Origin of the sequence: Paenibacillus sp. FSL E2-0190 (genome assembly GCF_037992965.1) — a bacterium.
GTDB classification, from domain to species: Bacteria; Bacillota; Bacilli; order Paenibacillales; family Paenibacillaceae; genus Paenibacillus_AQ; species Paenibacillus_AQ odorifer.
Map to the genome: position 1 here is coordinate 3,752,030 of NZ_CP150306.1, position 14,338 is coordinate 3,766,367.

The 14,338-nt window shown below is 43.2% G+C and carries 14 protein-coding genes; 2 read left to right on the forward strand and 12 right to left on the reverse strand.

Translation table 11 applies throughout. The annotated features are described in order from the left end of the window. Nucleotides 1-30: 30 nt before the first annotated feature. From NST25_RS16315 to NST25_RS16355, 9 genes are all read right to left on the reverse strand, one after another. Nucleotides 31-495: a disulfide oxidoreductase gene (locus tag NST25_RS16315; protein ID WP_076126701.1), complete on the reverse strand. Its 465-nt coding sequence runs from the start codon at nucleotides 493-495 to the stop codon at nucleotides 31-33. Continuing rightward, nucleotides 492-1,244 carry a DsbA family protein gene (locus NST25_RS16320; RefSeq protein WP_081387610.1) on the reverse strand — a complete coding sequence of 251 codons (753 nt, stop codon included), beginning with the start codon at nucleotides 1,242-1,244 and terminating at the stop codon, nucleotides 492-494. The genes NST25_RS16315 and NST25_RS16320 overlap by 4 nt, the downstream gene beginning before the upstream one ends. A gap of 161 nt (nucleotides 1,245-1,405) precedes the next feature. Further along, nucleotides 1,406-2,722 carry a hemolysin family protein gene (locus NST25_RS16325; protein WP_036687555.1) on the reverse strand — a complete coding sequence of 439 codons (1,317 nt, stop codon included), beginning with the start codon at nucleotides 2,720-2,722 and terminating at the stop codon, nucleotides 1,406-1,408. 314 nt (nucleotides 2,723-3,036) lie between these two features. Next, complete coding sequence (gene gerQ, locus NST25_RS16330) at nucleotides 3,037-3,501, reverse strand: spore coat protein GerQ (protein ID WP_036687556.1); 465 nt, start codon at nucleotides 3,499-3,501, stop codon at nucleotides 3,037-3,039. 144 nt (nucleotides 3,502-3,645) lie between these two features. Further along, the gene (locus NST25_RS16335) at nucleotides 3,646-4,077 is read right to left on the reverse strand and encodes a cell wall hydrolase (RefSeq protein ID WP_076126705.1); all 432 of its coding nucleotides are present in this window, start codon (nucleotides 4,075-4,077) and stop codon (nucleotides 3,646-3,648) included. 821 nt (nucleotides 4,078-4,898) lie between these two features. After that, nucleotides 4,899-5,291 (reverse strand): DUF2500 domain-containing protein, encoded by a 393-nt coding sequence (locus NST25_RS16340; protein ID WP_076190442.1) that lies wholly within the window; start codon nucleotides 5,289-5,291, stop codon nucleotides 4,899-4,901. A gap of 194 nt (nucleotides 5,292-5,485) precedes the next feature. After that, complete coding sequence (locus NST25_RS16345; RefSeq protein WP_169744776.1) at nucleotides 5,486-5,662, reverse strand: hypothetical protein; 177 nt, start codon at nucleotides 5,660-5,662, stop codon at nucleotides 5,486-5,488. A gap of 223 nt (nucleotides 5,663-5,885) precedes the next feature. Next, a complete protein-coding gene (locus NST25_RS16350; protein WP_081387523.1) occupies nucleotides 5,886-7,175 on the reverse strand; it encodes a hypothetical protein in 1,290 nt (429 codons plus the stop codon). A 30-nt stretch (nucleotides 7,176-7,205) separates the two neighbouring features. Further along, complete coding sequence (locus NST25_RS16355) at nucleotides 7,206-8,588, reverse strand: amino acid permease (protein WP_076302576.1); 1,383 nt, start codon at nucleotides 8,586-8,588, stop codon at nucleotides 7,206-7,208. Between the two features lie 172 nt (nucleotides 8,589-8,760). Here NST25_RS16355 and NST25_RS16360 point away from each other — a divergent pair, with 172 nt between their 5' ends. Next, on the forward strand, nucleotides 8,761-9,684 hold the full coding sequence (locus NST25_RS16360; RefSeq protein ID WP_036687562.1) for an L-lactate dehydrogenase: 924 nt from the start codon (nucleotides 8,761-8,763) through the stop codon (nucleotides 9,682-9,684). Between the two features lie 191 nt (nucleotides 9,685-9,875). Here the strand turns inward: NST25_RS16360 and NST25_RS16365 are convergent, their stop codons facing one another. The 3 genes from NST25_RS16365 to NST25_RS16375 form a co-directional block, all read right to left on the reverse strand. Beyond that, nucleotides 9,876-10,847, reverse strand: a complete 972-nt coding sequence (locus NST25_RS16365) for a glycosyl hydrolase family 53 (protein ID WP_339187217.1) — start codon at nucleotides 10,845-10,847, stop codon at nucleotides 9,876-9,878. A 112-nt stretch (nucleotides 10,848-10,959) separates the two neighbouring features. Further along, entirely contained in the window at nucleotides 10,960-11,865 is a 906-nt protein-coding gene (locus tag NST25_RS16370; RefSeq protein ID WP_076106781.1) for a tyrosine-type recombinase/integrase, read from the reverse strand. Between the two features lie 28 nt (nucleotides 11,866-11,893). Further along, complete coding sequence (locus NST25_RS16375) at nucleotides 11,894-12,796, reverse strand: LysR family transcriptional regulator (RefSeq protein ID WP_076126709.1); 903 nt, start codon at nucleotides 12,794-12,796, stop codon at nucleotides 11,894-11,896. 128 nt (nucleotides 12,797-12,924) lie between these two features. Here NST25_RS16375 and NST25_RS16380 point away from each other — a divergent pair, with 128 nt between their 5' ends. Then, nucleotides 12,925-14,247 carry an amino acid permease gene (locus NST25_RS16380; protein ID WP_076184385.1) on the forward strand — a complete coding sequence of 441 codons (1,323 nt, stop codon included), beginning with the start codon at nucleotides 12,925-12,927 and terminating at the stop codon, nucleotides 14,245-14,247. The last annotated feature ends 91 nt before the right edge of the window (nucleotides 14,248-14,338 follow it).

Consider the following 14,338-nt stretch of genomic DNA (forward strand, 5'->3'; position numbering starts at 1 on the left):
TCAGCTTTTTTGTACCTTCCAAAGTAAAAACTAAAATCCTAAGCTCTCCTCAGCATCTACTTCAATCACTTCTTCTTCCCTACGTCCATACCAAAGAAGGAGACTTATTAGAGCAAACGCTATTAAAGCTAACAAAGGAATCGTTATAAATCCGAAGTAGTTCAAGTAATCTTTATTACAAGGAACACCAACTGTACAAGGTAGAACTTTACTTAACGCTGGAATCTTCTGTTCCGCATAATGATAGATTGAGATACTGCCACCAATCAAACTTAATGGAAGCACATAAGGAATGATGCGCTTATCTCCACGGAAAGTGGCAATTCCCAACAAAAATAACTGCGGATACATAAAAATCCGCTGAAACCAGCAAAGCTTACAAGGTTCATACTTCAAGACTTCACTTAAATACAAGCTACCAGCTACAGCAACCAAAGAGACGAACCAGGCCAGATAGAGGCAGTTACGCTTGCAAAAAGATAGGAATTTTGTCACTTTGCCTCCACTGCTTTTGCGGCGGTGTTAATTTCAGATGTAATCGCTTCAATATCGAAAGGTTCAGCCGTTTTCACTCCATTAATGTAGAGCGAAGGCGTAGTTGTCACGCCTGAGTCAGTTGCCAACTGAATGTCTTTCTTCAGCTCATCTGCATAAGTTTTCTCTTGGATGTCTTTACGCAACAGATCGTAATCGATCGCTAATTTCTCTTTTTCAGCAAGGCTTACCAAGAAATCCTCAGTCGCCCATTCCACGCTCTCATCCCCTTGCTGCGCATACACAGCATCATAGAACTTCCAGAATTCATCCTTATTCTGATGGTATACAGACAATGCAGCTAGTGAAGCTGTCTCAGAGTCAGGACCAACGAAAGCCATATTTACAAAGTAAAGAGCTGCTTTTCCCTCATTGACAAAATCTTGAACAATTTTCGGTTTCATGGAGCCAGCAAATTGGGAACAAGCTGGACATTTGAAATCACCAAATTCAACAAGCTTAACAGGTGCATCCTCATTACCAATCCTAGGTAGCTCACTGTAATTGAATTCTACCGGTTCTCCTGTAGAGACATTCTTTGCTGCATCTTTCGAAGCTAACATAAACAATCCAACAAAAATGATAACTACTACAGCTATTGAACTAATAACTAAAATTCTCGTTTTCTGCTTCTGTTGCTCCTGTTCTACCCGTCGTTTCTCTTGTTTGCTCAACTGGGGAACATTTGGACTTTTTTTAGGTTTACTCAAGGAGAATTCCTTTCTGTCCTCTAGGGACTAATGTAGTTTTTATCATATACATTTAAAATTATATAATTATTAATCTCTTTTTGGCAAACAGTATGGTCAAAAAAAACAGCGTAACTCCAAAAGGAGAAACGCTGCTCTTATTTTAAAAATATATAATTCCATTAAGCTCCAGCTTCTTCATTCAATAACTGTAACCGCAATAGCTTAATTCGAGAAATTCGCTTATTCTCAGTCTCTTCTACAATAAATAGATGATCATCAAATTCTACGGATTGCCCTTTTTGAGGTGGATTAACCTCCAATTTAGAATACAGCCAGCCGCCTATCGTATCGTAATCCTCAGTCTCCATATGAAGACCTAAAAGATCATTAATCTCTTCAATAAGCATCAAACCGTCAATGGAGTGTTCATCCTCGCCAAGCTTCTCAACACCGGGACGTTCCTCATCAAATTCATCCTGAATTTCTCCAACAATTTCCTCCATGATATCTTCCAGTGTCACCATTCCTGAAGTACCCCCATACTCATCGATCAATATGGCGATTTGTGTCTTCGCACGCTGCATAACTTTCAGCAAAGCACTAATCTGAATGGATTCCGGCACGGTCAATATTGGACGAATTAATTTCTGATAACTTTGTGGACGATCCTTAATTAAGTCCTTTATATGGATGAAGCCTAAAATATGATCCTTATCACCGTCACAGACGGGATAACGTGTCCTCATGCCATCATAGGCAATCTCAAGGTTCTCCTCAGCAGAAACATGATTATTCAGACAGATCATCTCTGTCCGCGGAATCATGATCTCCCGAGCCATGGTATCCACAAATTCAAAAATATTGTCAACTAACGCCATTTCAGTATTATCTATAAAGCCGCTTTTGTTACTTTCCTGCATGATAATACGAATTTCTTCTTCCGTATGCGCCGTTCCCAGCTCTGAAGCCGGGGCTAATCGGAAAATTTGCAGTAAACCACGCGCCAGCCCATTAACGATCCATATCACTGGATACATGATTTTGTAAAATACATTCATCGGTCCTGCTGTTAGTAAAAGGACAGATTCAGCCTTGTTAACAGCAATGGTCTTAGGTGCAAGCTCACCTAATACGATATGCAAGATAGTAATGAACATAAGAGCAATAACCAAAGATACAACATTAACAGCAGTTTCTCCTAAACCTATGCTTCCTAATAAAGGCCCGATAAGATTAGCTATAGCTGGTTGACCCAGCCACCCTAACGCAAGCGAAGCCAATGTAATGCCGAGCTGACAGGCTGAGAGATAGCCATCCAGGTTGCTGACAATGCTTTTTGCATTAAAAGCTTTTTTACTACCTTCTTCAATCAGGGTATCAATTCTACCACTTCGTACTTTCACCATTGCATATTCGACTGAAACAAAAAATCCGTTTAACAATACCAACAAAATAATAAGACCAACATGTAATATACCGGGTAAAGGGTCGCTCAATTTATACTCCTATCCACCATTTTCCGTACATGGATGGATAGGCCCACCTCCTTCGTTTTTTCAGAGTATTGGCAAAATGCTTGCCGTTTGTTCCTTTCAGTATCAATTTCCCAATGGTTTCATCTCCAGTCTAGAATCACGTTTTTGAATATATACTTTATTATATTAATATATTGGGGCAAACCGCAAGCATGCGTGTCCTTTCGAAAAAAAATGGGCGATGATTATCAAGATTATTCCATAAATTCATCACAAATAAAAAGAACTCCTAACCTTTTGGCGTTGGAGTTCTTCTCATCGAAGATAGGTTAAATTTAGCGACAATTTCTCATCGTTGGAGGATTGCCAATTACACCTGGGTATTGGTAAGTAAGGGGTTCATCGAAGGTAGCATAATCAAAATAAATCATAAGTAAGACGGTGCGTTGGCCGGTCGCAGGGTCACTGATAATAATGTGGTCACGGCCTGCCGCTTCCAGCACACCCTTGTAAACTTTGGCATTCCAGTCTTTATTGTTCTCATAAGTAAAATAAAACGTACCTACTTTTCCTAAATTCAGGCGGAAAATATTCTCAATGTAGGATTGTTCGAACGTTTGTGGTGGATTCTGAACTACTACTCCCCCTGGAGTCATTGGACTGCCACTGCTTACTTGGGGTGGCATGCTGCCCATGCCTTGCATTCCAGATGACATCGGCATTCCGGAAGACATTGGCATACCTGAAGAAGAGACACTACCGATGGTATAAGTTACGGGGCGGTAAGGTTGAACGATCATTTACTGAAACCTCCTAAATGTTTATCAGAGCATAAGCTCCTTTGGACACTAATGAAACTTACATTTGGACACAATTGAAATCACACTAACTTTCTGTGAGAATTACTCATTTTATTGAGTAATTCTCTTTGCACAGTTACCATCCTAATTGCCGATAAATACAGTCGGGCAATCTTCTCCGGTCGGAGTAAAGAAGCAATGGGCTTTAAAGCGGCCTGTGTTTTGTTGGTTATACCAGGTTGCAGGACAATCACCTGCGGGTCTGAAGAACCACAAAGCATTGGTAGCTGGCCAGGTTCTTTCACCAGCAATTACACGTTTGGCTAGACGGATATCTGCTTCTCTGGCTCGCTGGTAGAAGTATCCCTTCTGCGGCGCTTCGAAACCTCCAGGACTTTGATAGACCATATCATTCACATTCCGAATGTTATTAAAGTCCAAGCAATTGCCAAGAATCCGGTTGACGCCAACATTGCCGACCATGAGCATGCCGAGATCTCCATCTTCCTCAGCTTCCGCTCTCATCAACCGCGCCAGCACCTTCACATCTTCCGAGTTCGTTTTGATGACGGCCACGCTGTCTCCTCCTTGGGGTCACTTCTTGTAGCAACCTCGTTCTTAACTGCATGCTGTATAGTATGTGCATTCGCCTAAGAGGTGACAGTTCCCGCCTATTTTTTAGAGTAGGGATCTTTCCTGTTAACCACTCAGCAAATCCCCATTATCTACACTCTAAGCTGCGTATGTCCATATGCTGCATATGTCCGCGCTAAAGCGTCAGAGTCGGGGTCGGGGTCGGTGGCAGCATCAGAGTCGACGTCGAGGTTAGCGTCGAATCAGTGCTGGCATCGGAGTCCACGTCGGTGGTAGCGTCGAATCGGTGCTGGCATCGGTGTCGGTGCTAGCCACAATTATCTACGTCAGCATCGATGTTCTTGTTAACGGCAGCTTTAGCATCAGAGTCCACGTCGGTGGTAGCGTCGAATCGGTGCTGATATCGATGTCAATGTCAGCACCCGCTCAAAAGGCGCTATCGGACACAGCTGACCTTATTCGCGATATTAATCCACTTTTGAGATTCTATCGGACCCTAAAGCCCCTATTGGCCCGCAAAGCACCGATTATAAGCCTCTTTCTAATGAATAGCTGCATTGGAGTCCGAAACTAGGCTCAAAAGACTTGAATTTGCAAATAACGTCATCTGGGTCCGCAAGGTGAGAGGGTAATGAAGATCTGACACTTAATAGATGATCGCACCTACAGTGAGCTTTGAGAACTACGAGGTCAGTGAGCTTTGAGAGCTACAGGATCAATGAGCTTGAATGGTACATAACCAAAACGCAAAACAGCGATCCACCATGAGCATGAGGATCGCTGTTTTGATTTAATACATATGACTACTCCGCAGTTGAGTATTGTGCCTGTCGTTGGAATCCATGATATCTGGTTCCTTGATAAGTAAGCATTCCTCTATCGCCTTCCGCACTCAAGCCATATTCATGGCCATCTACTTTAAATTCCATGCGACTACCGCCCTCCAGCTCGTACGTTAAATAGTAAGTTGTACTAGTACGAGTTGAGCCATTCTCTTCCTGAAGCTGCTGCTGTCGTACTTCAGTCCGTTTGCTAACGATATGCGCAGGGATTGTTAGTATGGGGGAGCCATTGTTCCTGCCCCATTGAAGCAAGCCCCTGCCTGCTGATATAGCAAGAATACCAATCATAACAACGATAAAGATCGGCATCACCGTTCCGGCAAAATCAAACATCCATGAAAGATCCGGGCCCATTCCCATGACAGTTTCCCCCTTCTTCCTCTTGTTATTCAGCCTAATTGCTGCGTTCTGGGTACTTCTGTACATGTATATGCCTCATCTAGTCCAGAAAGCATTAAATAAGTGAGACTAGATGCAAAAAAGACCACTTCGTTTTCTTAGAAATCAAGAATTCGAGTGGTCTCTATACAGAGTTTTCAGTTATTAAATTAAGCATGAACTAGGTCTAGCAATTTCTTAGTTTCGTCTGTCTGATCATCTAACATTCCATTTTCAGCCCAGCAAGCTCTGCATTGTTCTTCAGTTTCACAAAGATGAGCGTCATCACAGTTGTAGCAAAGTTGCAAAAGGTTTCTTGTCATATAATCTGTTTCGAATGTTTTCATTGTAATCTCTCCTATTCGATGTCTGAGTTTGTGAAAATTTGAACTTGTTTTCTATGTGTTAAATATATCACAGGATTCTTTAAATGTCATGTGATTTTTTTCACATTTATAAAGAAAATTTTAAATAAGTTTTTTCCTTATATTCAATCATTCACAAACAACAATAAACCCCCACTCTGCTAACAACAAAAGAACCTACCATCAGGCAGGTTCTTATTCCTTATTACATTACGCGCCAGCTGATACCACCATTCGTAGTCTGTAACAGTATCGAGCGCTTGTCCTCTTTTTTCTCAATCAAAAGCCACCCCACCTCAGTGGAAAAAAACTGTAGCTTTACAATCTCCGGATATTCCAAAAGCTTAGATCGCAGTACACTGCTCTCTTTAAGAGGTAACCAGGTCGCTCCTTGATCAATCGTATGGTAAAGGGTGTCGCCGAGTATGGTCCAACCGATCTGTGAATTCAAAAAAGTCGGAGCAATTAGACGATTAACACCAGCTTGTGCGTTCAATCCAAAGGAAGCGAATTTCCAATTAGCACCGCCGTTAGCTGTAAAATATCCATGGTAAGTGATCGTTTTTTCTTTATCCTTTTGACAGCCAACAGACATCCAACCAGTAGACTTACTAGCATCGAAGAACTCCGGTTTGCCAGTAATTACTCGGTCACAATCTTCTAAACGTTCGTTAACTAGAAAAGCTGGCCCGAGGCTCCAGCTCTTACCGCCATCTTTTGTCATAAAGATTTTGGGAAGAGCACCTGTCTGTAGTGTCACAAATCCATGTGTACTATTGCGAAAAATCATTCCAGTGGTGACCCCGGCAAACGGTATCGAATCATTTGGGAAATTCGGATTGTATTGCTCATTCTGCATCACTTCTTCCCAAGTGGCCCCACCGTCTGTCGTTGAAAAAAGTGCCTTGTTCTCTTTATTGGAAGAAGCGTTCCATGAGGTCATCAGCCAACCCTTTCTGGGTGAGTTGAAATATACAGAGGATACTGTATTCACATCTCCTAAAGATGAGATTTTCCAGCTTTGGCCACCATCTGTGGTTCGCAGCACAATCGTTTCTGTCGAGCCAAAAGCACTTCTTATAATCCAACCATGAGATGGATCCGTGAAGAAAATCCCCTTCCCATACACAGGATTGGAGAGGAACTGCACATTTGGTGCTGGTGAAATATTAGCCCAAGTTGCTCCGTTATCCCGGGTCAAGTACAACCGGAGTTCGTTTTTGGTAACCCCCCAGGCCAGACCCTCACTTTCACTAAGCAGCTGAAAATCTGTAAGACGAGTCTGAATTTGATATTTCGGAGCGCTATCATTGTCAATATGATTGGCGTCTGGAGTAATCAGGGTTATCGTCTGTCCTTCTTCAGGTGCCTCTGTCGGCTGGGGCTGCTGAGTAGGTTCAGGGGGAGGAGATGAACAAGCCGTGACCACCCACGCTAACAAAATCAGCATCAATATTAATCTTATTCCCTTCAATCCAGCAATCTTAGATGCCAATAACCTCTCTCCTCTCGGATGGATTGAATCTTATTTATGATTCAAATTACTATTACGATAGCCATATAGTGCATAGATTAGAAGTCCAACAACTGTCCAAATTAGAAAACCAATCCAAGTCTCACTTCCTAGATTATACATCAAAATACCACAAGTTGCCGCACTTAACAGCGGAATGAAAGGTACCCAAGGAACTCTGAACCCTCTTTTTAAATCCGGATGAATATATCTAAGCGCGATTACCCCTAAAGACACTACAAAAAAGGCAAACAATGTTCCTATGCTTGTCAGATTTGCCAACCGGTCCAGTGGGATGAAACCCGTTAACACAGCTATTAAGATACCTACCATCCATGTGCTTCGTACAGGTACCTGTGTTTTAGCATTAATCTTAGATAAACTTATGGGCAGTAGGCCATCACGTGAGATGGCAAATAACAGCCGAGTTTGACCGAATAACATCACGAGCAGTACCGTAGTCATTCCCGCAATGGCTCCAACAGAGATCAGACCGGCAATCATATCCTGATTTACAAAGCGAAGCGCATAAGATACAGGATCACTAACATTGAGATCAGTATATGGAACAATACCCGTTAATACGAGTGAGACAAGAACGTACAAGACAGTACAGATAGCAAGGGATGAAATAATTCCAATCGGCAAATCGCGTTGGGGTCTTTTCACCTCTTCAGCAGCGGTTGCTAGCGCATCAAAACCTATGTAGGCAAAAAACACTGTGGCCGCGCCATTGATCACGCCATGGTACCCAAAAGGGAGAAACGGAGTCCAGTTCTCTGGCTTCACATAGAAAAATCCTGTTACGATAAATAGAAGCACCACTGCTATTTTGATAAAAACCATGATTGCGTTAAAGCGTGCCGTTTCTTTGGTTCCCCGAGTCAGTAAATAGGAAATTAACAAAATGATGATTACTGCAGGCAGATTTATTATTGTACCCGCTTGTGCATTATAAGCCCCCGATAGTGCGGTTGGGAGATGTATCCCAAAGCCCTCTAATAACCCCTGAAAATACCCTGACCAGCCACTGCTTACAGCCGCTGCGGCAACTCCGTATTCCAAGACAAGATCCCAGCCTAAGATCCAAGCTAATAGTTCTCCAAAGGCTACATAACTATAAGCATAAGCACTCCCGGAAACAGGAATGGTCGAAGCAAATTCCGAATAACATAATGCCGAGAGCACACAGGCAAACGCCGCTAGTAAAAAAGAAATTATAAGACCAGGACCTGCATGTTCTGCTGCGGCAACTCCTGTCATTACAAAAATACCTGTGCCGATAATGGCTCCTACCCCAAGCATTGTTAGATCCAGGGCACCCAACGTCTTGTTTAACTGCGTCCCTTCAGAACTTGTGGGTATGTGTAGAGCCTTTTTACGAAATAAATCCATCCTTACATTCTCTCCTGTCTAGTCTTGCTAAGATAATGAAATAAAAATCACATTTTAGTATGGCCTTAATTAGGGTAATGCATTAAATAAGATCAGCTTGAAAACACTACCGTTAACGATTATGATGGACAAGATTGAAACCAAAAATTTGAAATATTAAGGAGATGGAGACATGGCCCCCCCAAAACCCAATCGGGTCGTAGTTATCGGTACTGGAGCAGTTGGTACAACTACAGCCTATACATTATTGTTACGTAGACGTATGCCCGAACTCGTACTTATTGACGTTAATCATCAGAAAGCACTTGGCGAAGCACTGGATATGAATCACGGCATGCCTTTTGTCGGCGGTGTGAAGTTATGGGCTGGTACTTATGAAGACTGCCGTGAAGCAGATATCATTATAGTCACTGCCGGTGCATCACAAAAACCGGGAGAAACCCGGATAGATCTGCTTCGTAAAAATATTTCGATTTTTAAAGATATCATTGAAAAAATAACAAAGTATAACCAACATGCCATTCTACTTATTGCAACTAACCCTGTAGATATTCTGTCTTACGCGACTTTGAAAATAAGTGGGTTTGACCGCAGACGTGTAATTGGTTCTGGTACGGTACTTGATAGTGCTCGTTTTCGTTATTTGATCGGTCTTCACAAAGAAATCGATCCTCGCAGTATTCACGGACAGATCATCGGTGAACATGGAGATTCAGAGCTTCCGGTTTGGAGTCTTGCGAATGTAGCTGGGATTGATCTTGGTTTTGACGAAGCAGAACGCGAAGAAATCTTCCAAGATACCAAGAATGCAGCCTATGAAATTATTGATGCCAAAGGCTCAACCTCTTATGCAATAGCTCTTGCACTGGACCGAATTGTAGTCTCCATTCTTCATAATGAAGGCGCCGTGTTGAATGTTTCTACTTTATTAAATAACTATAACGGGGTTTCGGATGTCTATCTCGGTGCACCTTGCGTAGTAGATCGCTCGGGTGTTCGACAGGTACTGGACCTCCCACTCAATGAAACCGAACAGGCTTTATTCCAGAAATCCGCTGAGAAGCTAAAAGCAGAAATAGCTAAGCTAGAATTGTAAGCGAATATGGCTGGAAACAGCCCTTTTTGACTACAAAAGACACAAGAAACCGTCCTTTTTATATGTGGAGCGTTGCCTCCACTATGAAAAGGACGGTTTTTAATATAACACGAATTAACTTAGCCTGCCAATGACAAAAAGATCCTTTAGCAGGCCAGGCTCACCTGAAATTCCGGATCTTTTTTATCAATTTATTTAGTGATAGGTTGCTTGTAATATTCTTTGAGAACTTGTTCGGCTTTTTTGCCATAAATATCAAAACCACGGTCAATGGAAGCCTCTTCCAAGGCATATAATTTCGTGCTCCAGTCCCACCAGAAGTAACCGGCAAACCAAGGTTCATTCCAGAATGCTTCCAGCGCTGACCGATAGAAGTTGGCTTGTTCATCTTCTGAATACGGTAAGTCTGTATATGTAAAGTCCCATGGCATGGTGGCACATCCATGCGCACTTCGGCATCCAATCTCGATGAATACGAGAGGCTTGCCAAATCGCTCAGACAGTGACTTAAGCCGCGGTTTCTGCCGCTCCCAACCAGCCAGCATATTCTCATAAGAATCTCCCGGCACGGAAGCTACCGGATAATAAGCGCTGGTTCCGATAAAATCCACCTCATCCAGCCACTCGATTCCTTCTTCTTTGCCATGATTAGCATTATAAATGATCGGCCCTGTATAAAGATTGGTGACCTCTTGAATTAATTGTCTCCATTCCGTAGTTCTAGACTCTGTGCCTACCATTTCGCAGCCGATACAGAACATCTCACATTCAAGCTCTTCCGCCAACTCTGCATAGTGTTTAATGAAATTTGTATAAGAACGGAACCATGCTGCCCAATAAATCTCTCCCTCTTCCGGAAATCCAATCCTAGCTCTCCAAATGCCATCCCTCGAATTCACAACCGGTTTAAGACAAACTTTAAGACCAAGCTGTTTTGCCAGTTGTACCGCATGTGCGAGATCACGATCTGTCACCGTGTAACCGTAATCATAATGAATTTCTGTTGAATGCACTGTGTCTTGCCATGTCCAAAAAGATAAGGCGATCCATTCGCTTCCTGTCTCCGCCAGCTTTCTCATCGAATCTTCTGCATATTCTGTACGGTATTCGCCTCGTTTTGATCCCCAGCCATAAGTCATCCCTTTTAGAAATACATCCTTCACGATTAGGACCTCCTATAAAAAACTCTTAATAACTGTTAGAATAAATCAATACCGTTATAATAACAAGTTATTTTTTGTTATCAATTTTCTGAGGAGGTTTCTTTCTTTTCTATCACAGCTGGATTTGCAATTTAGACATAGCCTCTTCCTTCTCACGACTGGTAATATGTGTGTATACGGTTGTAGTCTGGATCGAGGAGTGACCAAGCAGTTCCTGTACAGTGCGCAGATCTGCCCCTTTTCTCAGCAGCATGGTTGCAAAGGAATGTCGGAGCTTATGACTTGAATACGGACGTCGCTGTGCTGCTGGCACATCCCTTTGGAAACGATCAAAGGTATCTGCTGCAATTTGCTGAATGCCGCGGATCGACAACCTGCGTCCTTTTTGTGAAATGAACATCGCTTCCTCTTTACTGCGCCAAGGATCTAACCTTTCTGCTAACGCAGAGTCCAGAAAAGGCACTACATCCTCGGGAACCGGCACATTACGCCATTTACGCCCCTTCCCAAACACACGGAGAGAATGTCTTTCTACATTATAATCACTCAAATTCAGTGTGTGGACTTCCCCCACCCGAAGCCCCATATAGGACATCAACAAAAAAACTGCTAAATTGCGCTTTTTGTATTTACCATCTATAGAAGATAAAAACCGACCCAGATCACTTTCATCTAAGTAGACCGGCTCACGATTGATCTCCGTTTTGGATTTCTTAATCCCGGCTGCCGGGTTGTTCTGAAGTAATTCCAGCTCGATCAATGCCTTGAAAAAACAGTTAATCGCAGCATGCTTCCGGTTACGGGTCGCATCACTCACTCCACGTTCGCGGACAGAGGTCAAAAAAGAAATGACATGCAGCTTCTTCACCGTCTCAAGCTTTTTACCATTCAGGCTGTCTAAAAATTGTTTCACATCTACTAAATAGGATTTTTGCGTATAGGGAGTGTACCCGGCATCCTTCATCCAGATGAGAAAGGCCTCCAGCCCTTCTTCGTAGTCTTCACACCACTCATTCATGCCTTAGAGCCTCCTTGTTAACGTTGATCTATATTAGACTTCTCCATTGCTCAGCATGTTTTTGTATCGCAAGTAAGAACTCCGTCAGTACGGGCGATTTCCATTTCTTATGATGATAGGCGATCTGCGTCGCCACACGCTGTGATTCATCATTCCAATTCAACCTGGCAAGTTTGCCTTCGGCGAGTTCATTTTTTACAGTAATTAATGGAAGAAAGGCAATGCCAAGATCAGCCATCACACATTGCTTTATCGCCTCGATGCTCCAAAACTCTAACGTGGGGTCAGGAAAAACACCGTAACTGTTCAAATGCCGTTCAAATAAAGTCCGGTAGGAACAGCCCGTTTCGGTATGAAGTATGGTCACTCCTTTTAAATGAAGGGGTTCTACCTCAGCAAGGTTTAATAAGGGATGATCTGTCGCTGCGATCAGCGTCATCGGCTCATGTACTAATGTTTCTATATTTAAATCTTTATCTTCCGTCTCAGGTTGCAACAAGAACGCTAAATCCAGTTCACCCGAACGGACAAAATCTGATAGTTCCCAGCAAGCTCCAGGCTTCAGAAGAATTTGCACCTTCGGATATTTAGCGCGAAACTCCTTAATAATACCTGGTAAGCGAAAAGCAGCGAGAGATTCAGGAGCCCCAATCCGTAAAGAACCCGTAAGCTCACTATCCGAACGTAACGCGTCCTCTGCTAAAGTGTGCATTCTGGATATTTCTTGAGCGAACGGGAGCAACCGACGCCCTGCGTCGGTTAGGATAATCTTTTTACTGATCCGATCAAATAATGGCTGACCAATTTCAGACTCTAGTGCTTGGATTTGTGCAGTAATACTGGATTGTGCATAATCAAGCTTCTGTGCTGCTCTAGTAAAACTGCCCGTCTCCACTACCACTAAAAAGGTAAAAAGATGACGTGACTCCATGAATTTCCCCCTAAATGAAAATGAACCATCGGAATATCGAATGGATACTATTCAAAAATTCTGTTTTTCCAATGGATCTATTATCTGCTACTCTAGAACAAAAGACAAGGAAAGCAGGATAAAAAAACATGAAGGAATCCGGTTCAAACACTTTACAAAAAAACATTGGCATGCCTCAGGCTATTGCCCTTTACATCGGGGCTGTGTTGGGTTCTGGGGTCTTAATTGTTCCTGGTTTAGCTGCAGAAATGGCGGGTCCCGCTTCATTACTGGCGTGGGGATTTATGTCGTTGCTGATTTTGCCGATGGCCTTATCAATGGGTCTGCTCTCTGCTAAATTCCCTAACGCTGGAGGCGTGTCCCATTTTGTAACGCTTGCTTTTGGTCCAAAAGCTGGCTCACTGGTAGGATGGTTTTTTCTGATGTCCGTTCCGATTGGCGCACCTGTTGCTGCACTGACTGGAGCTGGTTATATGACCGCCGCTATGGGCTGGGACGAATCTGCAAGAATTACTATTGCCGCTATTATGTTGGTCATTGGCCTGATTACGAACTGGATTGGTATGCAGGTAGCTGGAAAGGTACAAATAGCGGTAGTTATAGCGATTGTTGCTGTGCTGGTCTTCTCCTTTGCTACTGCACTGCCCCGTATGGAAGTCGAACACTTCACTCCCTTTATCCCACATGGGTGGATGAGCATTGGCCAGGCTGCTGCAATCTTATTCTGGTGTTTTATTGGCTGGGAGGCTGTCTCACACCTATCTGAGGAGTTCAAGGACCCACAGCGTGCCGCCGTTAAAGGAGTAACTATCGCCGCTATTATAGTAGGGATTCTATATTTTCTCTCCGCACTAGCAACTGTTGGTACACAAAGCTACCTCAAAGGTGGATCAAGCACTTCACTCGTCTGGATTATTAGTCAGCCTCTTGGGCGCTGGGGAGGATTTATTGCTGGACTTACCGGTCTGTTCATCTGTACAGCCACAATTATTGCCTATGCAGGAGCTGCCTCACGTGTGGCTTATGCTTTATCCCGCCAAGGCTCTGCGCCGAAATGGATGGGTAAAATATCCAAACAGTATCATACCCCTATCGGTGGCATAGCTTTTCTTCTGCTCTGTTTTGTATCGGTGATGACGCTGTATGGCAGCGGGTCCCTCTCCATCACCACTCTGATCCAGTTTCCGAATGCTACTTTTATCCTGACTTATATCGGAGGTTGTGCTGCAGGAATACGTCTGCTCAAAGGAAGTCGCTTAGGTGTGACGATAAGCTGGATTTCTTTTTTAGCAACAGCTGCTGTGTTTCCTTTTACGGGCTGGGCGATAGGCTATCCGCTACTCATTACTTTGGTATTCGTTTGGATTATCCGTAATAAGCGTAAACAGAGGATACGTGTCACTGAAGAGATTGGTCCTGAAATGCATAAGGAACAACAAAAGGTGTTGTAAGGCTCTAACTGCGTTTGAACTTCTCCTTAAGGAATAGTTGTACTGGTGTCCGAAACCGTGCTCAATAGGCGATAAATGTGCAAATAGCGTC

Bases quoted from the DNA above. Each gene is read 5' to 3' on its own strand.
- NST25_RS16370 (WP_076106781.1), bottom strand. From the start codon at position 11,865: ATGAATGAGTGGTGTGAAGACTACGAAGAAGGGCTGGAGGCCTTTCTC.
- NST25_RS16380 (WP_076184385.1), top strand. From the start codon at position 12,925: ATGAAGGAATCCGGTTCAAACACTTTACAAAAAAACATTGGCATGCCT.
- NST25_RS16345 (WP_169744776.1), bottom strand. From the start codon at position 5,662: ATGAAAACATTCGAAACAGATTATATGACAAGAAACCTTTTGCAACTT.
- NST25_RS16375 (WP_076126709.1), bottom strand. From the start codon at position 12,796: ATGGAGTCACGTCATCTTTTTACCTTTTTAGTGGTAGTGGAGACGGGC.
- NST25_RS16340 (WP_076190442.1), bottom strand. From the start codon at position 5,291: ATGGGCCCGGATCTTTCATGGATGTTTGATTTTGCCGGAACGGTGATG.
- gerQ (WP_036687556.1), bottom strand. From the start codon at position 3,501: ATGATCGTTCAACCTTACCGCCCCGTAACTTATACCATCGGTAGTGTC.
- NST25_RS16355 (WP_076302576.1), bottom strand. From the start codon at position 8,588: ATGGATTTATTTCGTAAAAAGGCTCTACACATACCCACAAGTTCTGAA.
- NST25_RS16360 (WP_036687562.1), top strand. From the start codon at position 8,761: ATGGCCCCCCCAAAACCCAATCGGGTCGTAGTTATCGGTACTGGAGCA.